Source organism: Cerasicoccus maritimus (genome assembly GCA_031296935.1).
Taxonomy (GTDB): Bacteria; Verrucomicrobiota; Verrucomicrobiia; order Opitutales; family Cerasicoccaceae; genus Cerasicoccus; species Cerasicoccus maritimus.
This window is the reverse complement of sequence record JAVDPD010000017.1, coordinates 24,702-46,992: the sequence shown is the minus strand read 5'-3', so window position 1 is coordinate 46,992 and position 22,291 is coordinate 24,702. Positions and strand designations below refer to the sequence as shown.

The window sequence follows — 22,291 nt, the reverse complement described above, 5'->3', positions numbered from 1 at the left end:
AGGTTCGTAAGTGTGTAAGTTGATTCGGTGAGCATTTGGAGTTCACTTGGCTGGCAATTACCGTTAAAAATGCCAACTTTACGAACTTACCCACACACGAACTTACCCACTTCAAAACATGTCCACCGCCGCGCCCGAACGCTCAGTTATCGACTCACTTTATCGCATCAGCCGACTAGTCAGCGAGACCGATGACGCCCGCGAGGCACTGGAAGCCATTTTACAAGAGCTGGTCGACGTGCTGGGAGCCTCCAGCGCCTCCGTCGCACTGACGAACCCAGACACCAATTTGCTCGAAATCGAGGTTACGCGCGGCCTGATGCTCAACAGCCACTTTTCGCTGCCACTCGGCATCGGAATCACCGGCTGGGTCGCCCTGCATGGGAAGCCGCTTCTCGTGCCCGACGTCAGCGAAGACACGCGCTACGTGCCCGTCAAGGAATCCGTGCAATCAGAAATGGCGGCGCCAATGCTCATCGACGGCATGCCGGTAGGCGTTGTCAATGTGGACAGCGACCAGCGCGACGCCTTCAGCGAAAGCGACCTCAAGCTACTCTCCCTCCTCACGATTGAAGCAACGTCGGTCGTCAGTCGCCTGTGGCTCATTGGTCAGCTCAAGGAGAAAAACCACCAGCTCCAGACACTGTTGCGCATTGGCCAGCTACTCGGCGGCAAGCGTGAACAACGCGATGTGCTCAAATCCCTCACCCGCGAAGCGCGCAAGCTAATGCCCTGCACGATGTGCGCAATTTATCTGCTCAGCGAAGACCGCAAACGCCTGAAGCTGGAAGTCGTCTCAGGCGCCGATGGCCCGATCGACTACGAGGAGGAATTACCCATCGCTGAAACCGCTGTGGGCGTGGCGATCGAACGCCGCAAACAGGTGGCGATTCAAAACCTGCCACAGACGGAGGAGCACCATTTTTTGGACCTCACTCAAAGCGCTGGCCTCTCATCCATGCTCTCCACCCCGATCATTTGCGATGGCCAGGCCATTGGTGTGCTCAATGCCTACACCGACACCCCGCACCGCTTTAACAACGACGAGCGCCAGCTCTTCAATTCCATGGCCTCAATGGGCGCCGTGGCCATCCAGAACAGCCAGCTTTACTCCCGCGTTTTTCAGAGCGAAGAAAGCCTCCGCAAAAACCTTCAGTTGACCACGCTTGGGCTACTGTCGGCAGAAATCGCGCACGAAATTCGCAATCCGCTGACGGTCATTAAGCTGCTGTTTGAGTCCCTCACGCTCGACTTCAGCCCCGACGACCCCCGCAACAAAGACACCGAGGTCATCAGCGAAAAGATCGAACAGCTGGAAGAAATCGTCGGCCGCGTGTTGTCCTTTGGCAAAAGCCGTACCGGCATGCACGCGCTTTACGACCTCAACACGCTCGTCGATGAGACCATCCTGCTTGTCCGCCTAAAGGCCGAGCAAAGCGGTGTGGAGCTGGTCTTTGAGCGGAGCAAGACGCCGCTGAGCGTCGAGGCGCACAAAGGGCAGATCCAGCAGGTCATCCTCAACCTCGTGCTCAACGCATTTCAGGCCATGCCCCACGGCGGCAAAGTCACCGTGGCCGTCAAGCGCGACGACAACCCCCACCAACCGATGGGCTACGTAGTCGTCAGCGACAACGGTACCGGCGTGCCGGAGAATTTGCGCGACCGTATTTTCCAGTCCTTTCTGTCCGGCCGCAGCGAGGGCTCGGGCCTCGGCCTCGCCATTTCCAAGCAAATCATCAAAAGCCACCGCGGCGAGATCAGCCTCGTCGAAACCGGCGAAGCAGGCACGATTTTCCAGTTCACCATGCCGCTCGTCTAACCACGCCGCGACTGCCCTGGGCGATGACTAAAATCTACCTCCATACGCTCGCCAACGAGGATGTGATTGCCTGGAGCGGTGAATCGTTTCGCGAGCTGCTGACGCGCCTCATCAACGACTCTTCCGACATAGCCGTCTGCGCTTCCCCCGCCGAAGCTAACCTGATTTTACTGCTCGAAAAATGCGTCCAGAAAGGGCGCACCCATGCGGACAAGCTGCTGGCCGATCCAGTCATTGCCCAGCACGCGCCCAAGGTATGCACGCTCAACATCGACGACCACCCCGTGCCCTTCCTGCCCGGCGGCTACGTCAACCTGCCGCGCACTCAGCACCGCGCTGACACCGTGGCCACCGGCTATCTCATGGTACCCAACGAACGCGTCACACAATGGGCCAAACAGCGTCACCAAGCCCGCACCAAGCTGGCCACCTTTCGCGGCAGCATCAACTGCCCGGCCCGCGAACAACTCTTCGCCCTGCGTGACTCCTTCGGTGACGAAGTGCTGATCGAAAAGCCCCCCGCCGACGCTTGGTATAACCACACCATCGAGGCCAAAGACAACTATTGCCAGGAGCTGCTGGCGGGGCATTTTGCACTGTGCCCGGGTGGCCTGGGGCCCTCGACTTACCGCCTCTACGAGGCCATGCAGCTGGAGCGCGCACCGATCATTTTATCTGACCGCTGGGCGCCGCCCGATGTCGTGGATTGGTCGCAGTGCGCTATCACGCTGCCGGAAAAAGGCATCAAAAATTTATGTCGGGTATTCGATGGCCGCCTACCTGAAGCCGACGCCCTGGCCGCCCAAGCCCGTCAAGCCTGGGAGCAATATTTTGCGCCGGAAAAGCAGATTGTGTGGATCATCGAAAAGCTCTCTGCGGTCATAAAATCCGGCGCAGGCAAAACCGCTGATGGCTACCGCCGCCATTGGAACCGCGAAGCCTTCTGGGCGCAGCACGGCCTCGCCCGCCATCAGCAAATCCTCCGCCGCGCCAAGAAATTGCTCGGCCGCTGAGGTGCCATTACAACGCCCTCTTAGCTTTCCGGTCTTCCCGATCTTCCTGTTAAAAGCCGCGCCCTACCGCGCCTACTCCGGAAACTTGCGCTCGCGCACTTCGCTGACGTATTCGCCCAGGGCTTTCAATGCGATGCCGCGCAAGTCGACGTATTTCTTGGCGAAACCCGGATACTTGCCGGCGTTGAGGCCCAGTGCATCGGAAATCACCAGCACTTGGCCGTCGACATTCGGGCCCGCGCCAATGCCGATCGTCGGGATCGAAACCGCCTCAGTCACCATCGCCGCCGCCTCGGCGTCGACCATCTCCAAGAGCAGCGAAAAGGCGCCCGCATCTTCCCAAGCCTTGGCTTCGGCCAGCAAACGCTCGCGCCCCTGGTCGGTCTTGCCAAACTTGCGGTAGCCGCCGAGCTGCAACACGTCCTGCGGCTTGAGGCCAATGTGGCCCATCACCGGGACGCCCGCGCGCGCAATGGCCGCGCTTTTCTCGGCGCGGCGGACGCCGCCTTCGATCTTCACGCATTCCGCCCCGCCCTGCTGGAGGAGCTTGGTGCAGACATCGAGCACGTAGTCGGTCGAGTGGCCCGCCACGGCGAACGGCACATCGCACAGCAGCAGCGCATCTGGCTTGGCGCGCGCAACGGCGGCGCAGTGGTGGAGCATGATGTCAACCGTCACTGGGATGGTCGACTCAAAGCCCAGAGCGGTGTTGCCCAACGAATCGCCGACGAGGATAATGTCCGCCCCGGCTTCGCCCGCGAGCTGCGCGGTGATAAAGTCATAGGCCGTCAGCATGGCGATCGGCCGGTCGCCCTTGAGCTTGCGAATGGTCTGCGTGGTGATTTTCACGCTGGGTAGTTAAGACAGTTTCGCGAGCTTCGTAAACAAGTCTTTGTAGACGTAATCGCGGTCGATTGAGGTGACTTCGCTAACCGACCAGGCGAGTTGACGAATCAGAGCGTCGGGGACAAACGGGAGGATTCACAGAAGCGCTTTTTATTTGCAGCGAAACGCAGCCTGCCAAATGGTTACGGCGCGCAACTCATTGCGACGCAGTCGAAACCCGAACCCATGTTTAAACACTTATTCCGCTGGCTCTATCACCGCCGTCAACGCAGGGCGGCGCATGACAGATTGCACGGCCGACGGAAGCTGATCCCCAAGTTTCGGCGCTTCACCAACAGCGCCTTCGAGCGCGCGACCTTTGGCAAATACGACCACGGCGGCATCAGCCGCTGGAAGGCCGTGCTGATCTACCTGCCAGTCAGTGGAATTTTACTCTGGATCGTCTTCGAAAGCTTTCGCGCGTTGACGATGTTTCAGCCGTAGAAACACGCCGAAAACTAGTTTGTAGATTGTAGACGCTCTAACGGGATATCACCCAATCGTGCAGCATATTCGCCAAACGAACTGAATGCGGCACCAACTATTTTTTGAGTCTTCGATAAGCTCCAAACGTCTACCACAGCAGACTTGAGTCCAGCCACGCTGTTACGATCCAGCACGACATCCTCATTGCGCAAAATTCTGTCCCCAAACATTTGGCTCAACTTCTCAATCGTATCAAAACAATCGGTGGACAGGTAGAAATTCACCTCTGGATCTTGATCTAAGGCCTGTTGCATATAGCGCTCAAATAGCACTAGCGGGCTTTGCGCAATGGCCTTGGCATGATCTCCGCGCCTGATTTGAATTCCAACAGTTTTCTGCGTAAATCCGGATGCGATCCCATCAATTGCAGCCATTATATCTGAATGTGGCTTCAGGTAATCGATCTGCCTTCCATAGAGAAAGGAATGAATCGAACGAATGTAAATCAGGGATTTTCGGCTTAGCTTTTCAAAAGGTTCTTCCATCAACTCGCCGCCAAAATCGGTATAGAAATACGGGTCTTTAATATCGCGCAACTCGGTCGAGTAGCCAACTGCTGCTAGCGTTTTGCGCAAAGCCTTCATCGGCAAACGGGACGACTCGAAAAGGCGCAAATGGCGATTCGCATCAGGTGAATTTACCTGAAAGGCGGGAGACGAAGCAAATAGATCATCATATTCTGCTCCCAAGTCGCGACTCGGACGCCATGACACATGCAGCGGTCGATTTATTCTCTCAGCCAGCATGACGGCCGAATGTATACAACGAAGTCGATTACACAAACCTGCTTCGACGAATTGGATAATCATACTGGCTAGAATTTAAACTGGGTTCACCCGATGCAGGTGCAATTCAGAGAAGACTGCCATATCGTGTACCGAAACAGCAGTAGTGGGTTCATATTTGAGTAGTAAAGCTAGCTTCCGATCATCGGATCGGACAGAAAATACGCCCCTGAACGTCAAGTCTTGGAAGCTGATATGCAATAGGAAAGCATCAAGTCGGTTCAAAAAACCGTTCTTTAATCGCCCAGATACCAGTCGTAGCAAATTTTCTATCTGAGCATAAAAAAGCCGACTCAAGGCCGGCTTTTCGCAAAATATTTTGCTGCTTTAATTAAACGAGCGGCCGCAACCGCAGGTCGACGCGGCGTTGGGATTATTAATCTCGAAGCCCTTGCCGTGGAGGCCGTCATCGAAGTGAATGCGGCAACCGTCGAGGTAAGAAAAGCTGTCGGGATCGACCAGAAAATCGATGCCCTGATCGTTCAGGCAATGGTCGTTATCCTTGGGCAGATCAAAGGTCATGCCGTATTCGAAGCCCGAGCAGCCGCCCGGCTCAATGAAGACGCGGAGCTGCTTGTCGGCAGCGTCAGCCTCGGCCTGGAGCTTACGGATTTGCGCAGCGGCGGATTCAGTTAAATTAATCATCTTAGTAGCATGCGTGATGTTCCAGCGCTTGTCAAATATCGACGAACGGAGCCTGCGAGCAGGAAACGTGCACATTTCAATCTTTCCGCTTGATTGAAACGCTTCGTCGTTTATCGTGCAGTTTAGTGGAACGGTTAAAACACCTCTTCAATGAAATACACTACGAGCTAGTCCGCAAGATCGCAGAAGGCGGCATGGGTGTTGTGTATGAAGGTCGGCAACACGGCAGCGACGAATTCTGCAAGGTCGTCGCCATCAAGTTGATTCGCGAAGAATTTTCTGTCTTCGACGAATTTCGCAGCAACTTTATCGGAGAGGCGCGCCTGGTCGCTGACCTCATTCACACCAACATCGTCCAGACCTACCATTTGGGCGCTTTGGGCGACCAATATTTCATGGTGATGGAATACGTAAACGGCCTCAATACCGAGGAGTTTATTAACCATCATATTGAGACCAATCAGCTGATCCCCGTGGATCTGGCCGTGTTCATCGTCTCCCGCGTGGCCCGCGGCCTCGCCTACGCGCACAATAAGCGCGACGTTCATGGCCGCCCCGTGGGCATTGTCCACCGCGACGTTGGCCCGAAGAACATCATGCTCGCTTACGAAGGCGACGTGAAGCTGACCGACTTCGGTATCGCGAAGGCGCTCGACCTCATGTACAACGAGGAAGGCGAAGTCATTGCCGGGAAGGACGAATACCTCTCTCCCGAGCAAGCGCGCAAGGAAGTCACCGACGCCCGTGCGGACATCTTCCCCTGCGGCATCGTGCTCTCCGAACTACTGCTGGGCTACAACATCTTTGAAGGCGAAGATTCCGAGACCACCCGCGAGCGCATCCTCACGCTCGACCTGCCGGACTTCCGCCGCATGCGTGACGGTGTCGATGACAAGCTCAACGACATCCTCTACCGCACCCTCGCCCGCAATCGCGAGGACCGCTACCAATCCGCTACCGAACTACTGACCGCCCTCGAAGTTTATCTTTACAGTGATGGTTACGGCCCAACCAACGAAAAGCTTGCCCTCTACCTGCAAGATCTCTTCGGGCCCGATGGCGACAACGCCGCCTCACGACACGCAGAACGTTAAACCTAACAAAACAGTAGCACGCGCACACAAAGTTACCCCACCGTGAGCGACATCCTTTCAGTAGTATATGGCACATCAGGGACTTCAACAGGTTCAGAAGCAGGCGCAAACTCTTGTACTCGCGCCACAGTTACGTCAGTCCCTTAAGATTCTCCAGGCTCCTACCCTGGAGCTGCGCAATTCCATTCTCGAAGAACTCCAGCAGAACCCAACGCTGGAAGAGCTGCCCATCGAGGGCATCAGCATCGAGCAACAAGCCAGCGAAGGCACGGAGTCGCAGGAAAATGAGCCTAACAGCAGCGACGAGCTTCAGCTCAGCGAGGAAGATTACTCCAAGCTGAGCCAGCTCGACGAGGACTACCGCGAATACTACACGCAGGAGGCCTCGAACTCGCAGTTTACCAGCGAAGACGCCCAACGCCGTCAGCACTTTTTTGATTCGCTCGTCAGCGAAACATCCCTGCAAGAGCACTTGCTCAGCCAGGCTGATCTTTGCGACCTGACCCGTGCGCAAAAGGAAGGCATCGACTACCTGATCGGCAGTCTCGATGACCGCGGCTTTTTGACCATTACTCTGTCGGACGCCGCGCTGATGACCCAGTTGCCGCTCAGCGAAATGCAGTACGCGGCCGATGTGCTCAAGTCACTCGACCCGCCCGGCATCGGCGCCAAGGATTTGCAGGACTGCCTGCTGACCCAGCTCAAGCTGACCGACCGCGACGACACCCTCGCCGCCGAAATTATCCGCGACCACTACGAGCTGCTCCTGCGCCACCGCATCCCGGACATCGCGCGCAAGACCAGCTCCAAGATCGAGGAAGTCCAGTTTGCCATTGAGGAAATTGCCACGCTCGACCCCGCGCCGGGCAGCAAGTTCAGCGACGACAACAACCGCGTTGTCGTGCCGGACGTCATCGTCGAAAAAAGCGATGAGGAGTGGCAGATCATCCTCAACAACGACTACATCCCTCGCCTGCGCATCAGCCCAGCCTACAAGGAGATGATCGCCACCGGCAAAATCGTCGGCAAGGACAAGGAATACATCCGCGAAAAGATCCGCGCTGGCCGCTTCCTGATGAACTCCATCGAGCAGCGCCAGCAGACCATCGAGCGCATCACGCAGGAGATCCTCAACTTCCAGCTCGAGTTCTTTGAGCACGGCGTCTCCAAGCTACGCCCGCTCACCATGAACCAGATTGCGCAAACCGTCGGCGTGCACGAAACGACCGTCAGCCGTGCCATTGCCAACAAGTTCATCGAGACGCCCCACGGCGTATTTGAGTTCAAGTATTTCTTCACCCCCGGCTACCAGGGCAAGGACGGCCAGGCCGTCTCCAACAAGTCCATCAAGGACCGCATTGCGAACATCATCAGCAATGAGAACCCGGCGAAGCCACTCAGCGACCAGGAAGTAGTGAAAATCCTGGCCGAAGAAGACGTCAAAATCGCCCGCCGCACCGTCGCCAAATACCGCGAAGAGCTCGGCATTCTCCCAACGAATCTACGCCGGCGGTTTAGTTAAGAGCAGGGCTGGCATGAGTCGTCACTCCATAACTTGGGTTGAATTAACTTATTCTGTCAGCGGTGCCAGCTCCGCTTGTTTCGGCTCATTCTTCCACGCTAATCGATCTAACGCATTCACAAAACAAGATGAATCATCGTAGGAAGAAATCAGCCAGTTAAAGACTTCTATTACAACGCTCTTAAGACTCTCTCGCTTCTTTTCAGTAGACCGCGATTTATACCCGACTAAATCGAATTCAACGTATTGCAAAACTCCAACACCGAGAGCTTCTACTTAGCGAGCAGGAGCAGGCCGAACATTCGGACCCAATTCGATAACGATCTTGTTTACGCCGTGGAATCGAAAGGGATAGTGGAGCGCATCATTCACTTCGTTCGCAAACAGCCCCATTGTCTCATCGATCTGAAACCTCTCGCCAAGTATTCCGGGGGTTCCTGGTAAAAGCTGGAATTTCCAAACGGCCATTTATTCAAGGTATTTTTTAAAAGACGAAAGAGTCAAATATGATAAGTCCCACGATATACCGCGAAGAACTCGGCATCCTCCCAACGAATTTACGTCGGCGGTTTAGTTAAGAGCAGGAAACTCACAACCTATCCGGCGACTTAGTCTTAGTTTGCACAATATCTTTTAAGCGGAAAGACCTCGGCGATGAAGGAGTAATCCCGGTCCTTCTCCAGAATCGCGAGATCGTATTCGAGCGCCAGCGCTGCGATCAGACAGTCTATGATGCTCCGAATGGTGAGCCCTTTTTTCCTGTAGGCGTCAAAGATTTCCGCCGCCTGAATGTGCGTTTCTAGAGTTGGGCTAATGAGGATGAAGTGACTCAGTTCCTTGATAACTTTCGCCCGGTCCTTCTTCGCTTTAATGCCCGTCAGGATTTCCTGGATGATGAGCCCCGTGATGAAGACGTCCACTTCATCGGCCAGCAGCGCTTCGAGCTTCGTGACTTCTCCGGTTTCCCGGCCTTGTAGAAAATCAATCCAAACAGTGGTATCGACAATAACCATGCCTAGGTTCGCTTCGCGCGCAGTGCGTCGAGATCGCCTTCCCAGCGAATCTTGCCCTTGAGCTTGAGGATGCTCTTTTGCTCCTTCCGGCGAACCAACTCCCGCAAGGCATAGTCAATCAGACCCTTTTGAGTTTCAATTCCGGTAAGGCGCATGCCCTTCCCAACCAGCTTCTCGTCGAGCACAATGTTCGTCCGCTTCATACACACACAGTAAGCGAATCGTGTGTATCGGTCAATGTATTCTTTTGAAGCGATAGTGCAGCAGCAAGTTAGATGAAAAGTGCTCTAGGAACTCAATTCCCAGTATGCCACAGCCAATTTAGCCGTGTATACCCCTACAGATACCAGGCAATGATCGCCTTGAGCAGGCCGTTTTCCGTCGTGGGAACGGTGACGACTTGCGTCAGGCCAGCCTCGAAGGCGCTCTTTTCAGGAATGGACGTGCTGTCGGAAGATAATGTGCCGATGTAAGGCAAGCCAGTGCGCCAAGTGAGCCCCAGGGCGCCAGTTGCCTTTTCGATCTTGTGTGAGCACATCGCCTTGCGGTGGCCAGGCGTCTGGCTACAGGTCGCGGAAAACAGCTCAAGCCCCGAGCGATCGATCGTGGGAATCCAAATTTCGTAGCGACGGGCAATCGGCATTTTTGCGCTTGAGAGCAGGCAAACGATGGAGGTCTTCCCCGAGTCGCCATGACAGGGTATGCCGACTGCCGAAGTGATTTCGGCCGAGCTTAAATCGAAAGTGCGCGAGAAAGAGCCGCTGTGCCCCAGGTCGTCGATGATGACGGGCATGTTCTTCTCCCAAACGAGTCCGGGCAGGCCAAAGCCCTTGGTGTAGCGCGTCTGCTGGGTGATAAACCCGAAGTCGTCCATGGTGCCGAAGTAGCCGTCGGCCAGGCCGATATCATGGCCCGAATGCGACTCGCGCTTCCAAGATTCGATCGCGCCAAGGTGCTCGCCCTCTTCACCGCAGAGAAACACCACGACGGCCTTGAGGAACTCGCCAATAAAAACAGGGAATGCGATGCCGCAGCTCAACCCGGACTCGTGGGCAATGGCCGTGCGCTTGAAATTCTGGTTAGTAAACTCCTTGAGGATCACTGGCGCGCGGGTCGACCACACCTTGCCGGGTAAGCCTTCGTCGTAGGCAAAGGACTCGCTTTTACTGGCCTCCCGAAAGGCGTCGAGCTCGCCGTAGCTGCCCGACTGTAGCTCCATGTGTTCGCCCGAACTAGACGGGGCCCAAATTTCAGTAACTTTAATGAAAGAGGCGGAAGAGGTAACTAACATACCTCAGGATAAGCATATTATGAACCCATCAGCCATAAAATTGTACAACAAATATAACTTTAAGCATGGCTAATTTTCCTGCTGCCTACTGCAAGCAAACTTGGGTTCAAATCCGCTCTTCATCGCAAAACGCGCTGGCAAAGCAGCGCTCAAGCAGTCATAACTGGTAGCATGCAGGTTATCTCCAAGCGAAAGAAGCACTACGACGTCAATGCGGACCTGCATGACTACCTCCGCCAGTATGGGCGCGAGATCGATTTGCCCATTCTCTACAAAGGGCTCACGCAGCCCTACGAGTCCTTTGCTCTGCTCGACAAGGACGGCGAAGACACCCTGTGGCAGACCTTCATTTACGAGCCGACCATTTTCCAGGAGATCAACGAGGCGCTGACCCGGATTTACGCCCTGCTCCAGATCGCCGGCGCTGACAGCGTGGAGCACCTCCGTGTGGACCGCGTGGACTTTTGCACGTTTGGCAACTCCCAGCCGTTCCGCATCCGGATCATCAACCAATACAACGACAACTACGACTACTTCTACGTGAAGAAGGCGGACGCGTCGCGCATCTACGGCCTCGAGCTTGAGGAAATGCTTTCTCCGTCGAGCATCAACTACCTCGTCAACCAGGACACCCTGATCGAGGAGCACATCGTCGGCGTGCCGGGCGATCAGTTTATCCGCGAATACTTCGGCCGCGAAAGCCTCAACCGTGTCCGCGTGGCCAAGGAATTTATCAAGTTCAACGAGCGGTGCTTCGCCCGCCTGCTCGGCGACATGCGTTCGTATAACTACGTGGTCGGCATCACGCCCGATTTCGACAACGAGCAATACCGCGTGCGACCGATCGACTTCGACCAGCAAAGCTACGAAGGCCGCCACAAGATTTACCTGCCGCAGTTCTTCAAGGACAACCTGCCCGTAGTGCAACTCTGCACCGGCCTGCTCAACTACGAGACCATCCAGCAGTATCAGATTGAGGAACGCGCGCTCATGGCCCGCCGCGCCAACACCATCCCCTACCGCCTCAGCAACCTGCGCACCTGCATGGGCGAGGACACCATTTCGCCGCCCGAAAAGCTCAAGCAGCTAAAAGAAGAGCTCTCCGAATACCACGGCTACACCGGCTTCCTCGACTGCAAAACCATGGGCGAACTCGTCTTCCGCCACATCGACTACCTGCTGTTTGAGCAGGATTTGGGGTAAGCCGAGGGAGACGCGGCCAGCGTGGCGTGTTTTCCGCACGCAAAGACGCAAAGTCGCAAAGGCCACCCCACTGAATAATGAACTTAGCGCCTTCGCGTCTTTGCGTGAGTTTCCATGCGTTGCCTCTCGGCCTTCGTGCTCTTCGTGTAAAAAAACGTCCTGCTTGGTCTCAGTATTCGTAAGCCACAGCTACTCAGTGCGTTGCCGATCATTAGCTACTCTCATTCCTCCGAGAAAAAGTTTAATGGCAGAAATTGCTTGCCGCGGGGGCCTGCCGTTAATAAGACCCATTTGCAATATGGAACTATTGGTCGAAACAAGCAACGCGGCAGCCCCCTACCTTGAGTGGCGGGACGAGCTCTCATCGCAAGATGAGCGGACGCGGCGCTTTGACCAATGGCTGTTCCTAAACGCTGCCAGTGTCTTGCTCAGCGAAAAAACCGGCGAGCTCCTGGCGATGTCCTGGGGCGAGCTCAATCTCAACATCGATGAGGTTGAGACCAACTTGCAGCGTCTGGCCGGCGAATGGGGGTTTGCCTACCGCCTGCTGCACGTGAGCGACACCGCCCTGAAGTTCGTGGTCTATCAGCCGGACCGCCTTCAGGAGGTGCTCGATATTGCTCCGGCCTGCGTGATGAGCGGCAAGCTCAATTACGAGCTTCCACTGAAAGCCGACACTTTCATCGACGAGGTTCGCGACCGCTGGGAAGAGCATGGATCCCTGCCGCACGAGATCGGCCTCGCCTTGGGTTATCCAATCGAGGACGTCTTCGGTTACATGGGCCTCATGCCCCTGCCCTGTCTCGGTGCCTGCGGCTGGCGCGTGTATGGCTGCATGCAGGAATCCCAGCGCCGCAGCTGCGCGTATCAGCAAGCCCGCTGCTTGGCGCTCAAGTTCCTCGCCGGCGCGCCTGGGCTAGAGCTCTGCGCATAAAAAACGCCGCGATCTCCTAGAGGATGCGGCGCTGTGGCAATCGCCACGAAAGGCGTTGCGCGTTACTTAGCGACGATAGCGTCGGTCGGGCACTGCGGCACACAACGAACGGCGCCCATGTTGGCGCAGCTGTTGCACAGATCAGCGTCGACCACGTAGGTCTTTTCGGTTGCGTGGGCGCTTACAGCGTTACGCGGGCAGACCGGACGGCAAGCGTCGCACATTACGCAGAGGTCGGGCTTGATGGTATACATGATAATTTTGTTGGTTGAATATTGGTTAGAACGTTTTGCTCGTGTCTCAATAAGGAAAGCCCGTTTTTTCTATTTCGCAAGCGTAAAACACGAAAAATATTCCATAAAGCCCTATTTTTCAGCAACTTACACGCCTCAAACCGTTAATGAGACACAGTAGCGCCATTTGGCCTGTTATTGAGACACATTAACGCGCACTTTTAGGCAGCATTAGCGAAATAGCGTCTCATTTACGCTAATTTCGGGTTCAAAAGGCGAAACCTACCCACAAAGCAGCGGAAATGCAGCGGCATCGCGCAAGCGCGAGCACTAGACACCGTAAACATGCCCTTAGCCCAAGGGCTCCACGGCCGCAGCGCCGTTAACGATGCACTGGCCGACAGAAATGCCCCCCCGGTAGTTGCCCAGAAGATGCAGGCCCGGGAACCTCGCTTCCGCAGCGCTCATCGTCTCCAGGAAGTCGCCGTAGCCGACATTGTATTGCGGGATGGCTTTGGGCCAGACGGTCACCTCCGTAAACTCCGGGTCGCCCGTCACGCCGAGGAGGTGGTTCACCTCGCGCAGGGCGATGGCCTGAATTTCCTCCGCAGGCTTTTCAGCGAGCTCAGGTTGACGTGCGCCGCCAACGAACACCGTCAGCAGGGCCTTGCCCTCGGGCGCGCGGCCAGCGAACAAGGTCGACGAAAACAGCACGCCCAGCGCCTTACGCTTTTCGACCTCGGGAATGAGGCCGCCAAAGCCGTCCAGCGGGTGCTCAATCTGCTGGCGGTCAAAACCAAGGGCGACCGACGCCACCGGCGGGTATTCAATCAAACTCAGCGGCTCCAAGGCGTCAGAGACGTCGCTCGGCAGCGCGAGCTTACCCAGCGCGTGCGCCGGGACGGTCAGGTAGAGGTCGGCGGCAGTCTCCGTGTGTGCGGCGCCCTCGGCGTCCTGCCAAGTAACACTCCAGCCAGCATCCGTTGGCTCGACGGACTGAATGTCGGCCGACAATTTCAGCGCGGCACCGAGCTTGCGGGCCAAGGTATCCGGCAGCTCTTGCAGACCGTCTTTAAAAGAGAGTGAGTAGCTCTTAAACGTCTCACCCCGGGCGCGCTTGGCCTTGCGGCGCTTGATCATGCCGCGAATCACGGAGCCGGCTTCGTTCTCGGCCTCTGCCAGCATCGGGAAGGCGTGCTGGGCGGAGAGCTTGCCCGGATTGCCCGCGTAGATGCCGCCGACAAAGGGATTGACCGCATACTCCAGAACCTCCGGGCCAAAGTGGCGCTCCACGAAGCGCGCGAGGCTTTCTTCGCGAAGCCGGTCGGGCTTACTCTGAAAGAGATCCCCCAAAAGCCGCAACTTGGCGCTCAGGGAAAACAGCGGCGTGTTCAGGGCGCTCATCGGCCCTGATGGGGTGGCGCAGAATTCCCCCTCGTGGAGGATGTAGCGGTTCTTCGCGGCCTCGGTCGGCTTTTGCATTTGCGGGCCAAGGCCCAAGCCGCGGAAAAAGTTGTCCAGCACCACGCTGTTGACGAGCAGAGAATTCGGCCCCGCTTCGGCCAGGTAGCCGTCTCGCTTGATGGTGCGGATCGCACCACCGGCTTGCGCGTTTTTCTCCAGCACGGTGACAGACCGCCCTGCGCGTTGGAGTGCCCAACCAAGGGTCAGCCCCGTGATGCCGCCGCCGATGACAATTGCGCTCTTGCTCATTGCTCGTAGTCGAAAAAGTAACTGACGCCGGCCCAAGCCGAGTCTTCGTTGATTTCCAGTTGAACCGGCCGGTGTTGCTGCTCGGCAACCTTCTCCAAGCGCTCTTCCACGTCGTCCGGATCATCCACGTAAAAATGAAACTCGCGCACGCCATTCCACGATGTGTGCCCGATGTAATGGCCAGCTGAGCCCTTGCGCACAGCGGCGAGGAGTGCGTCCTCAATCGAGCTCAGCGTCCGCTCTTCCTTGCCCGTGGGCAGGCCCTGCTCGGCGTCGGTCGAGTTGTAGCCCACGGCAACCCACACGTGGTAAGGGAAGTCCTCTGTCGCGGCATAGCCCTTGAGCGCGGTGTTGACGAGCATCACCGAGGGCAGGCCGTCCATATCGCCCTCGCGACGCATGGGCGCGGGGTCCGGGAAGCGGGAATTTTTCTTGGCGCTGGGCTTGGGCATGCGGGGAGCTTTCACAAAGCGGGCCTATTGTCCACCCTCGCCTGTCACGGGAAATGCAGGCTGGCTACCGCCGTGCGACATATCGTCCTCGGCCTGCTTGATCTGGCGCTGGGCTTCGGCAAATTTCTCCAACGTGCTGACCGGTGCGGTGAGGCGGTAAACGCCCTGCCCCTGACCAATGGTCAAAGCGCCCGTAAGCGGGGCCAGCTCGCTCTTAGCCAGCTTGCGCATCGATTGACGCGCGACTTCACTTTCCGGCTCAAACTCCTGGTTCATCAGCTTCACCAGCGAACGGACGTCGACCTGCATCTGCATGGCCTCGCCAGGCTTGAGTTGAATGCACTGGGCTACGCTGCCGTCGGCCGGTTCGGCCTTACTGACGCGTTGGGCGAGTGCCTCAAGATCTGACATCTCAGTGGAGCCTAGCAAATCGCCATCGACGGCGGCAAAATACGTCTGCTCGGTCATGAATTCGGTCGTATCGCCTTCGTCCAAAGTCGGGGCGACATCCGGCGTTTTCGACTCCACCTCGAAGACCGGCTGACCGGCAGCTTCACCGACCTTGGATTTATAGAGCAGCTCCACCAAGCCCTGTTGTTCAGGCGGCGTGTATTCCTTCATCAAATACGGGATCAGCTCGTCGTAGTAAAAATGCATGACGCGATCGAGTGTGTCAGCGTCGAACGAGCCGCCCATCGCATTGGTGCTGACCGGCGTTTCGTCGGAGAAGCTCATCGTGCCTGCGTGCGTGCCATCCAGCTTCGCGTAGAACTCACGGTTGTATGCACCGGCCTTGGTGATCCATTCTTTGCCACCGTCGGTAGCTATTTTAAGGCCGCGCGCTTCGAGGACATCGTAGTATTTTTGCGCGGCGGGCATGTCCCACTTCGACAGGAACGAAATCGTCGAAGCAGCAACGAAATCCCCGACCTGGGCCTCGCCGCCCACGGGCATCGAAAGCGCTTCAAACTCCGGCGTGTCCTTGATCGCCTGCACCGAGAAGCCGAGCGACAAGGTCTCTTGGCTGATGTCCAGTCCCATGCCGCTCCATGCCAGGTTTTCGCCAATCGTCGCCAGAAACTCCACCCAGAGCTGCTTATGCAGGAGCGCGGGGTCGCTCTCCGCGCCGCCATTAAGCACGTGGGCTTCGGCGATTTCGTCTTTCATCAGCTCAACCCATTTTGCAATGCGCTCTGGGCCAATGAAGAAGCGCGCCGTGACATCGAAGCCGGAGATTTCGTTGGAGAGGTCCACCAGGGCATCGACGTCGGTTGCGTAGTCAAAGGCGGCTTCGTTTTCCGCAAAAAGAGTCCACCCGTCACGCTCGGTCACGGACAAGCCCGGCGTCAGGAACGCAAACATCGAGTTGCCCCCCTGCGACTTCATCGTGAGCGCGGTTTTGATCAATGACGTCGACTCCATCTTCGACAGGATCACGTAGGGCGTCGGCTCGCCCTTTTGCGGCTCAAAGAAAAAGACCGTGACGGGCTCTGTCTCCGAAACGCCTGGATAATTCGGGTAACCAAACGGCCCGAGCGCCATCATCGGGAGAAATTCCGTCTGCTGACCGGGAGAAAGTTTGCGCGCCACGCCCATGACCTCAGCCGTGAGTTTTTTCAGCGGCGGAAATTTAACTGCGGCTAACACTTGGGGCGCTTCTTCAGCCCGAAGCTGACTGGTGCCAACGCACAGAGTCGCGGCGCAAAGGAGGCCCAGCATGGAGAGTTTTCTCAAATAGAGGCAGAGCATTTGAGTGGTCTAGTGATAGTGCCACGCGGTGACAAACACTTTGTGCGTCCTTCAGTGCAGGCTTTACACCAAGCTCAGCTTAGGGCAGTCATGGTAATTAGATATGCGGAAAGCCCTCTCTCTCCTGCTCATGCTTTGTCTGAGCGTCTCCCTCTTTGCTCAGGACAACAAGCCAGCTGCTGAGCCCACGAGTATCGCCAAAAGCGAAATCACCTACCTCGACGCGCTGATCCTCGGCATCGTGGAAGGCATCACCGAATACCTGCCCATTTCTTCTACTGGGCACCTTCTGCTGACCAATGTCGCGCTAGGTCTCGACTCCGACACCGTCCTGCTGGACGACGCCGGGCAGCCCATCATGACGGACGACGGTCCGCTGACGATGAAGGGCTTTGCCGACGCCTATGCGATCATCATTCAGGCCGGGGCGATTGCCGCCGTGGTGCTGCTCTACTGGGGTCGCCTGATCGACATGCTCATGGGCGTCCTGGGCAAGAGCCGCAGCGGCCTGCTGTTGACGCGTAATTTGTTTACCGCCTTCATGCCCGCCGTGGTGCTCGGGCTGCTCTTTGACGACCTGATCGAAAGCCTGCTTTTCAAAACGATACCCATCGTCATTGCATTGGCCGCTGGCGCGGTGCTGATGCTGGGCGTGGAGCATTGGCGCAAAAAACAACCCCACCCCGACGAAGCTTCTGGCCAAGACTTGCACGAGCTGACCATCAAGCAATCGCTGATCGTGGGCTTCCTCCAATGCGTGGCCATGTGGCCGGGCACCAGCCGCTCGATGATGACCATTGTCGGCGGTTATTTGATCGGGCTTACGCCCAAGCGCGCGGCGGAGTTCAGCTTCTTATTGGGGCTCATCACGCTGACTGCCGCTGCCGGCTACAAGGCGCTATCCGTTGGCCCAGTCATGCTCAAAGCGCTCGATCCCGGCCCCGCGCTGTTCGGCATCGTGGTAGCATGGATCTCGGCGATGTTTGCCGTCAAGTGGCTGGTCAGTTATCTGGCCAAGCACGGGCTCGCGCTCTTTGCGTGGTATCGCCTGGCACTGGCCGCGCTGGTGCTGGTTTTCCTTCTCTGACCAATCCAGAGCCACGCCTCTTGCCCTGCGACTCTGTGTTCGACGCTGGCGCTGTAGCCCCCCGCTCTTGTTAACAGAGTCAACGTGTCGATCCGCTGGCTACGCCGAAAGATCGATTAGCACTACTGCTGAGTCCCGCTTGGCACCTGCTGAAATTTAGTGGTGTCGAGCTGCCGTGTGGGATCAATTTTCATCGCGTCGCCGAAACTAATGTCGTCCACAACTTCCACCGTCTTGTCTTCTTCCTCGTCGAGCGTCCGCTGGACCTCAGACTGGTAATTAAACACTGGGCCGCTAACCATAATCGCCCCCGAGCTTTTGTCGGCAGATTCCAGGTGAACCAAACTATCCCAAGTAAGTGGCGGCTGCATCATGCCATCTGTGGCGAAGGTCTCATAACGCCAGCCGCTCCAGTCGATTTTCCGCGGTTTGGGTTGGAAGAGCTTGCCCTGGCCGTCACGCCAGCGCACAGAGATCAGGTTACCAGAGCGGTCACCGTTGATCCACATACCCAGCGAGCTTGGCAAGTCGGCAATCGCGACGGAAGCCGGGTCCAGGGGCTTCAGGCTGATGACGGCCCCCGGCTCTTCAAATTTGTAGGCGATCATGGCCGTGTTGCTACCCCAAGGCGCGCCGCTCGGCGGTTGACCGGCTCGCACCTGGCCAAAGACATCGCCCATTTCGTGAAGTTTCCATCCAGCCGGAGTTTGATCAGCCCCCGGGATCAGTCCCGGCACATTGACAAATTGCAGGGCGCTGGTTTCAGTAAGGGTGATTTCGCGACGCGGATCGCCAATGTATTGAGTGAGTGAAAGCTGGATGGGCGCGGGCAAGGGAAGCTCAATACCCAGTGGAACTTCCAGCGTTTTGATCGTTTCTCGAGGCGCCATGTCCACCGGAAACTCAAAAGGCGCGTTATCGCTGCCCAGAAGCGACAGCGCCATACGCCCGGAAAATGGGTCACCTGCCGGGTTGATAATGTCCACCGTGAGCTTGCCCGGCAGGTTGGCGCGAACATCAATCATCAGCGGATTATCCACTGAGATTTTGACCATCTGATAGACGCCCGATGCCCCCACTGGCACATACATGGGCTCAAATGAACGCCCGACTTCGACCTCCTCCGATATGGTAAAGCGGTCTCCCGACTTCAGCGCGACGCTCTTTTTGCCAGGCATCTTCAGAACCAGGGGCTTATCCATCGGGTTAACAAACTCGCAGTCAATTAAGATCAGCTGGGGGCCACGAAGAGTCATCTCGCCAGGGATGCGTTCTGCGAGCGCCGCAACCTGGAGGAATTGATTTTCTCCCTTGGGCACAAAGATAGCTGGAATATCGCCGCAAAAAAGCTGCAATGCATAGCCTTCATTAAAAAACTCCCCAACCAGCTCCCCCTTGGTATTGAATACACTGAAAGTGGCCGGATTTGCCGGAATAATGACATTTTTGGGGGCGCCAGTCGTCCAAGTGACCAAGGCGACATCACGCCCTTTGCTAAACAACAAAATGTGGTCGGCATCTGTTCTTCCGGCAAGGCGCTTGTTGAATTGAAAGCCAGGCAATACTTTGGCGACGCCTTCGGCGACCTGTAGCTCCTGATTCTGCGCCACTAAAGGGCTACCCAAGCAAACCAAGGCGAGGAGAGCGCTGAAAAACTGAGGAAACGAAAATTGCATTATCATTACGCGGTATAGAACGAGGATGAGTTTGTCGATGGATATGTATCACCTGCCATCGCCAGTGCTATCGGAATCCAGCCGTGTCAAAGCCTGCCCGACAAAAACACCGTCATTCTCGGTAGCGATTCACCTTTGCCTGTAGCAGCAAAAGACTTCGCAAAATGCCCTCCATCGAGCCGATCCAAGTGTTAGCTGGACAAATTAAAGGAAATTCACCTAAATGACACACTTAGTTTTTGCAACGACCCCAATTTCATGGAGCCGCACCCCAAAAAACGGCTACCCTCCCTTTTTGAGTCCAGTAAGCCAGCATCCGACACCTCGCCTGTTTCCATACTAGAATGCGAGGCGAGTTTTCGTGCAGCCTTTGAAGCCAGCGGCATCGGTATGGCCATCTGTAGCACTGAAGGTCGCTGGTTGCGAGTCAATGAATCCTTGTGCAATATTCTTGGCTACAGCAGGGAGGAATTAGTCGGCATCGCATTTATAGAGATCACTCACCCCGACGACATCGAGCTAAGTATCCACCACTATCGGCAGATATTTGACCGGGAGGTTAATGTTTACCATCTCGAAAAGCGCTACATCCATGCCGATGGACACGCCATCTGGGCGAAACTCACTGTATCCAGTGTCTTTGACCCCAATGGCAAGCTGCTCTTTTACGTCTCCCAGATTGAGGACGTCACGGAACACAAACGCTTGGAGCGTGAGTTAAAAGCCGTAAATGAACGACTAGCCTTGGCCACGCGCGCGGGCGGCGTTGGCGTGTGGGACTGGGATCTGGCCAACGACCACTTAAGCTGGGACGCCCAGATGTGCGCGCTCTACGGCATCAGCGCCGACCAGTTTAGCGGCAAAATCGACGCCTTGGGAGAGTGGCTTCACACCGACGATATTGCCGAGTATTTTGAGCGACTGCGCGAAACACTCCACAACGGCGAGCCCTTCAATCTGGCCTTTCGCGTCGTCCAGCCAACAGGCAAAATACGCCACCTACGCGCATTCGCCACCGTGGAACGCAACTCCAAGGGCAAGGCCATCCGTGTGGTCGGCACAAACTGGGATATCACCGCCGCCGTCCAGCAAAAGGAGGATCTGCTGCGCCTTGCCGAGCAAGCCAAACAAGCCAGTTTGGCCAAAAGCCAGTTCCTTGCCAACGTCAGCCATGAAATTCGCACGCCGCTCAACGGCGTGATCGGCATGACACACTTGCTCCTCGACATGAAGGGCCTCACCGATGCCCACCGAGACACCGCCAACCTAATTCTCAGCAGCAGTGAATCGCTGATGACGCTTATCAATCAGATCCTGGATTTTTCCAAGGCCGAATCCGGTAAGCTTGAGCTGGATATCCACCGCTTCAACCTGCGTGCGCTCATCCGCCAGCTCTCCTCCCCGCTCAGCCTTCGCGCCGCCAAGGTCGGCATCGAGTTTCGCACGAACATCGATCGCCGAGCTCCGCAGCGGCTCAATGGAGATTCCGGCAAGCTCAAGCAAGTCATCCAAAACTTGGTGGACAACGCCATCAAGTTCACGCAACAGGGCGAAGTCCGCCTGTCAGTTAATTTACTCAAGCAAACGACGAACCACGTCATACTGCGCATTGCCATTAAAGACTCCGGCATCGGCATTGCCCCAGATGTCCAAAAGCGCCTCTTCAATGCATTCACGCAAGCTGACGCGTCCACCACCCGCATCTATGGCGGCACCGGTCTCGGCCTGGCTATATCCAAAGAAATCGTGGAGCTGATGGATGGCGAAATCGGCGTGCATAGCGGAATTGGCCAGGGCTCAGAATTCTGGTTTACAGCCCGCCTGGAGATTGCGCCGGAAACCGCGTCTGGTTTTCCCGGCCCTTTTACCCGCAAAGATGCGGACAGCACTACAGCCGAGGAAGTCGAAACCAAGCTCCGCCGCCATTCTGCGCAAGCGTTGCTGGCCGAGGACAATCGCGTGAATCAGCTTGTCGCCCGTGGAATGCTCGACCGACTAGGCATCACGGTCGACACCGCTTCAAACGGACTGGAAGCCATCGAGCGCTGTCGCCAAAAGCAATACGACGTCATTTTCATGGACATCCAGATGCCAGAGGTGGACGGCCTCGAAGCCACCCTTGCCATCCGTGAATGGGAGGCAGGGCAGCAGCTTGCCGCCACCCCAATCATCGCCATGACAGCGCATGCGCGTCCTGAAGATCGACGCGCCTGCTTGGCCGCCGGGATGAACGCCTGCCTCGTTAAGCCACTGTGCCCGGATACCGTTGCCGAGATCGTGGACAGTTTTCTGGATAACCCCGGAAGCCCGACAAACCAGCCTGACGATGCGCTGTGTGTCCTTGACATCGAGGAGCTTGAACGGCGCCTGGGTGAGGACTCGTCCCTGATTCGCGAAGTGCTTTCGCTCTCGATGAAGGAGCTCAAAACGCATGTCCGAAATTACCAACAATTGCGCCAAGAGGAAAGCATTGACGATGCCATGCAATGCCTACACGCCATTGTCGGCGTCGCATCCAGCTCAGGCTTCTCCCGCTTGGCCAATGCCGCTGCACACCTGGAAAACCACCTCAATGACCACCAGGAGCATCTACACGAAGACTCCGCGCCCGATCTCAGCATCATACTGAAAGAATCCCTCTCCGCTGCCATCTCTTATCTCGCCACCTACCCCGTGGAGAGTTAAACCAGA

Annotated in this window: 20 protein-coding genes; 9 read left to right on the top strand and 11 right to left on the bottom strand. The window is 56.6% G+C overall.

All coding sequences use genetic code 11. The annotated features are described in order from the left end of the window. The first annotated feature begins 118 nt into the window (after positions 1–118). Both RBB62_RS12270 and RBB62_RS12265 read left to right on the top strand, forming a co-directional pair. Positions 119–1,819: a GAF domain-containing protein gene (locus RBB62_RS12270; protein WP_309399177.1), complete on the top strand. Its 1,701-nt coding sequence runs from the start codon at positions 119–121 to the stop codon at positions 1,817–1,819. A gap of 23 nt (positions 1,820–1,842) precedes the next feature. After that, entirely contained in the window at positions 1,843–2,832 is a 990-nt protein-coding gene (locus RBB62_RS12265; protein WP_309399176.1) for an exostosin domain-containing protein, read from the top strand. Between the two features lie 72 nt (positions 2,833–2,904). On the opposite strand, the gene panB is transcribed toward RBB62_RS12265, so the two are convergent. Then, positions 2,905–3,681, bottom strand: coding sequence for a 3-methyl-2-oxobutanoate hydroxymethyltransferase (gene panB / locus RBB62_RS12260; RefSeq protein WP_309399175.1), 777 nt, complete (start codon positions 3,679–3,681; stop codon positions 2,905–2,907). Between the two features lie 222 nt (positions 3,682–3,903). On the opposite strand from panB, the gene RBB62_RS12255 reads away from it, so the two are divergent. After that, positions 3,904–4,161 carry a hypothetical protein gene (locus RBB62_RS12255; RefSeq protein ID WP_309399174.1) on the top strand — a complete coding sequence of 86 codons (258 nt, stop codon included), beginning with the start codon at positions 3,904–3,906 and terminating at the stop codon, positions 4,159–4,161. 14 nt (positions 4,162–4,175) lie between these two features. Here RBB62_RS12255 and RBB62_RS12250 read toward each other — a convergent pair whose 3' ends face one another. Together RBB62_RS12250 and RBB62_RS12245 are read right to left on the bottom strand one after the other, a co-directional pair. Continuing rightward, positions 4,176–5,012: an O-fucosyltransferase family protein gene (locus RBB62_RS12250; RefSeq protein WP_309399173.1), complete on the bottom strand. Its 837-nt coding sequence runs from the start codon at positions 5,010–5,012 to the stop codon at positions 4,176–4,178. Positions 5,013–5,315: 303 nt separating this feature from the next. After that, the gene (locus tag RBB62_RS12245) at positions 5,316–5,633 is read right to left on the bottom strand and encodes a HesB/IscA family protein (RefSeq protein ID WP_309399172.1); all 318 of its coding nucleotides are present in this window, start codon (positions 5,631–5,633) and stop codon (positions 5,316–5,318) included. A gap of 125 nt (positions 5,634–5,758) precedes the next feature. Here RBB62_RS12245 and RBB62_RS12240 point away from each other — a divergent pair, with 125 nt between their 5' ends. Beyond that, complete coding sequence (locus RBB62_RS12240; RefSeq protein ID WP_309399171.1) at positions 5,759–6,727, top strand: serine/threonine-protein kinase; 969 nt, start codon at positions 5,759–5,761, stop codon at positions 6,725–6,727. A gap of 67 nt (positions 6,728–6,794) precedes the next feature. Continuing rightward, positions 6,795–8,249: an RNA polymerase factor sigma-54 gene (gene rpoN, locus RBB62_RS12235; protein WP_309399170.1), complete on the top strand. Its 1,455-nt coding sequence runs from the start codon at positions 6,795–6,797 to the stop codon at positions 8,247–8,249. A gap of 614 nt (positions 8,250–8,863) precedes the next feature. Here rpoN and vapC read toward each other — a convergent pair. The 3 genes from vapC to RBB62_RS12220 all read right to left on the bottom strand — a co-directional run bounded on the left by vapC (position 8,864) and on the right by RBB62_RS12220 (position 10,553). Continuing rightward, positions 8,864–9,262, bottom strand: coding sequence for a type II toxin-antitoxin system VapC family toxin (vapC, locus tag RBB62_RS12230; protein WP_309399169.1), 399 nt, complete (start codon positions 9,260–9,262; stop codon positions 8,864–8,866). A gap of 2 nt (positions 9,263–9,264) precedes the next feature. Then, positions 9,265–9,465, bottom strand: coding sequence for a type II toxin-antitoxin system VapB family antitoxin (locus RBB62_RS12225; protein ID WP_309399168.1), 201 nt, complete (start codon positions 9,463–9,465; stop codon positions 9,265–9,267). A 134-nt stretch (positions 9,466–9,599) separates the two neighbouring features. Beyond that, positions 9,600–10,553, bottom strand: coding sequence for a GAF domain-containing protein (locus RBB62_RS12220; protein ID WP_309399167.1), 954 nt, complete (start codon positions 10,551–10,553; stop codon positions 9,600–9,602). 171 nt (positions 10,554–10,724) lie between these two features. On the opposite strand from RBB62_RS12220, the gene RBB62_RS12215 reads away from it, so the two are divergent. Continuing rightward, complete coding sequence (locus RBB62_RS12215; RefSeq protein WP_309399166.1) at positions 10,725–11,756, top strand: hypothetical protein; 1,032 nt, start codon at positions 10,725–10,727, stop codon at positions 11,754–11,756. 298 nt (positions 11,757–12,054) lie between these two features. After that, entirely contained in the window at positions 12,055–12,690 is a 636-nt protein-coding gene (locus RBB62_RS12210; protein ID WP_309399165.1) for a DUF3793 family protein, read from the top strand. Positions 12,691–12,752: 62 nt separating this feature from the next. Here RBB62_RS12210 and RBB62_RS12205 read toward each other — a convergent pair whose 3' ends face one another. The 4 genes from RBB62_RS12205 to RBB62_RS12190 form a co-directional block, all read right to left on the bottom strand. Next, a complete protein-coding gene (locus tag RBB62_RS12205; protein WP_309399164.1) occupies positions 12,753–12,944 on the bottom strand; it encodes an ATP-binding protein in 192 nt (63 codons plus the stop codon). A 330-nt stretch (positions 12,945–13,274) separates the two neighbouring features. Continuing rightward, positions 13,275–14,636, bottom strand: coding sequence for a protoporphyrinogen oxidase (gene hemG / locus RBB62_RS12200; protein ID WP_309399163.1), 1,362 nt, complete (start codon positions 14,634–14,636; stop codon positions 13,275–13,277). After that, positions 14,633–15,088, bottom strand: coding sequence for a DUF695 domain-containing protein (locus RBB62_RS12195; RefSeq protein ID WP_309399162.1), 456 nt, complete (start codon positions 15,086–15,088; stop codon positions 14,633–14,635). The genes hemG and RBB62_RS12195 overlap by 4 nt, the downstream gene beginning before the upstream one ends. A 24-nt stretch (positions 15,089–15,112) precedes the next feature. After that, positions 15,113–16,822, bottom strand: a complete 1,710-nt coding sequence (locus tag RBB62_RS12190; RefSeq protein WP_309399161.1) for a hypothetical protein — start codon at positions 16,820–16,822, stop codon at positions 15,113–15,115. Positions 16,823–16,940: 118 nt separating this feature from the next. Between RBB62_RS12190 and RBB62_RS12185 the strand changes: the two genes are divergently transcribed. After that, positions 16,941–17,924 (top strand): undecaprenyl-diphosphate phosphatase, encoded by a 984-nt coding sequence (locus RBB62_RS12185; RefSeq protein ID WP_309399160.1) that lies wholly within the window; start codon positions 16,941–16,943, stop codon positions 17,922–17,924. 122 nt (positions 17,925–18,046) lie between these two features. Here RBB62_RS12185 and RBB62_RS12180 read toward each other — a convergent pair whose 3' ends face one another. After that, positions 18,047–19,534, bottom strand: coding sequence for a hypothetical protein (locus tag RBB62_RS12180; protein WP_309399159.1), 1,488 nt, complete (start codon positions 19,532–19,534; stop codon positions 18,047–18,049). Between the two features lie 324 nt (positions 19,535–19,858). Between RBB62_RS12180 and RBB62_RS12175 the strand changes: the two genes are divergently transcribed. Further along, on the top strand, positions 19,859–22,285 hold the full coding sequence (locus RBB62_RS12175) for a PAS domain S-box protein (protein ID WP_309399158.1): 2,427 nt from the start codon (positions 19,859–19,861) through the stop codon (positions 22,283–22,285). Positions 22,286–22,291 lie beyond the last annotated feature (6 nt).

Coding starts and splice junctions, on each gene's coding strand:
- RBB62_RS12270 (WP_309399177.1), top strand. CDS start 119: ATGTCCACCGCCGCGCCCGAACGCTCAGTTATCGACTCACTTTATCGC.
- RBB62_RS12265 (WP_309399176.1), top strand. CDS start 1,843: ATGACTAAAATCTACCTCCATACGCTCGCCAACGAGGATGTGATTGCC.
- RBB62_RS12255 (WP_309399174.1), top strand. CDS start 3,904: ATGTTTAAACACTTATTCCGCTGGCTCTATCACCGCCGTCAACGCAGG.
- RBB62_RS12250 (WP_309399173.1), bottom strand. CDS start 5,012: ATGATTATCCAATTCGTCGAAGCAGGTTTGTGTAATCGACTTCGTTGT.
- RBB62_RS12245 (WP_309399172.1), bottom strand. CDS start 5,633: ATGATTAATTTAACTGAATCCGCCGCTGCGCAAATCCGTAAGCTCCAG.
- rpoN (WP_309399170.1), top strand. CDS start 6,795: ATGGCACATCAGGGACTTCAACAGGTTCAGAAGCAGGCGCAAACTCTT.
- vapC (WP_309399169.1), bottom strand. CDS start 9,262: ATGGTTATTGTCGATACCACTGTTTGGATTGATTTTCTACAAGGCCGG.
- RBB62_RS12225 (WP_309399168.1), bottom strand. CDS start 9,465: ATGAAGCGGACGAACATTGTGCTCGACGAGAAGCTGGTTGGGAAGGGC.
- RBB62_RS12220 (WP_309399167.1), bottom strand. CDS start 10,553: ATGTTAGTTACCTCTTCCGCCTCTTTCATTAAAGTTACTGAAATTTGG.
- RBB62_RS12215 (WP_309399166.1), top strand. CDS start 10,725: ATGCAGGTTATCTCCAAGCGAAAGAAGCACTACGACGTCAATGCGGAC.
- RBB62_RS12210 (WP_309399165.1), top strand. CDS start 12,055: ATGGAACTATTGGTCGAAACAAGCAACGCGGCAGCCCCCTACCTTGAG.
- RBB62_RS12205 (WP_309399164.1), bottom strand. CDS start 12,944: ATGTATACCATCAAGCCCGACCTCTGCGTAATGTGCGACGCTTGCCGT.
- hemG (WP_309399163.1), bottom strand. CDS start 14,636: ATGAGCAAGAGCGCAATTGTCATCGGCGGCGGCATCACGGGGCTGACC.
- RBB62_RS12195 (WP_309399162.1), bottom strand. CDS start 15,088: ATGCCCAAGCCCAGCGCCAAGAAAAATTCCCGCTTCCCGGACCCCGCG.
- RBB62_RS12185 (WP_309399160.1), top strand. CDS start 16,941: ATGCGGAAAGCCCTCTCTCTCCTGCTCATGCTTTGTCTGAGCGTCTCC.
- RBB62_RS12175 (WP_309399158.1), top strand. CDS start 19,859: ATGGAGCCGCACCCCAAAAAACGGCTACCCTCCCTTTTTGAGTCCAGT.